This window comes from Halalkalibacterium halodurans (genome assembly GCF_004376175.1).
In the GTDB taxonomy this organism is placed as follows: Bacteria; Bacillota; Bacilli; order Bacillales; family Bacillaceae_D; genus Halalkalibacterium; species Halalkalibacterium halodurans.
In genome coordinates this window covers 1-764 of sequence record NZ_SNUY01000165.1, presented here as the reverse complement: position 1 = coordinate 764, position 764 = coordinate 1, and the positions used below count along the sequence as shown (strand labels likewise).

The window sequence follows — 764 nt, the reverse complement described above, 5'->3', positions numbered from 1 at the left end:
AAATTGAGGTTTGACAAAACATAAAGAACTTGATCACGTAAAAAGGTATGGGAACACATCTATAGTAGCAAATTGAATGGAATCAGTAATATCAAGGGTTACAGAAATTTGTCCTGTGGCTCTTATAAAGAGGCTGTTATTACGTAAATACTAGATTTATATACACATATGTTTGCTTAAAAAAAAATAAAAATTTCTTAGTTAGGAAAGGAAAGATGCCTACATAAAGGTTAGACCTTATGAGGCATCTTCTAAATTTCCTAAGGTGTAATGGTAAATACTTGAACATCTCCAGGGTTCATACTTGGAACATTAGCTATGAAGCCGTATACATTGTCAGTTACTATAACGTTTTGTAAAGGTACATTACCGGTATTGGTTACTATAAATCTAAATTGTGGTGATACACCTTCTGGTAATAAAGGTCCAGGTGACTCATTTGCAGAAATAAACGTTGCTCCATTATCTACAGAAACTAATTTTTCAATTGTAATCGATGGATTGAGCTGCTCTTGACCAAAGTAATAGGCTTGATCTGAATCCGTTACGGTCTGACCTTCATAATTTCCTGTAGCAGTAACAGTATGTATGAGTAAAATGTTTGTGGGAGAAGAAAAAACCTCCTCATCCAAGTAACGGAAATTTCCGTTACTTGGATGAGGAGGCCACCAAGCGAAAGCGCGGTAGGGTTTAAGCAAAATACATGAAAAAAGGGTCTCTCCTTGGTAGAATCATAGTCGACGAAAACCCGATTCAAAGGAGAA

1 protein-coding gene is annotated in these 764 nt (G+C 35.9%); it reads right to left on the bottom strand.

Annotation, left to right across the window (positions count from 1 at the left end):
* Positions 1 to 260: 260 nt before the first annotated feature.
* Positions 261 to 632: a DUF7507 domain-containing protein gene (locus E2L07_RS20630; protein ID WP_166740150.1), complete on the bottom strand. Its 372-nt coding sequence runs from the start codon at positions 630 to 632 to the stop codon at positions 261 to 263.
* Positions 633 to 764 lie beyond the last annotated feature (132 nt).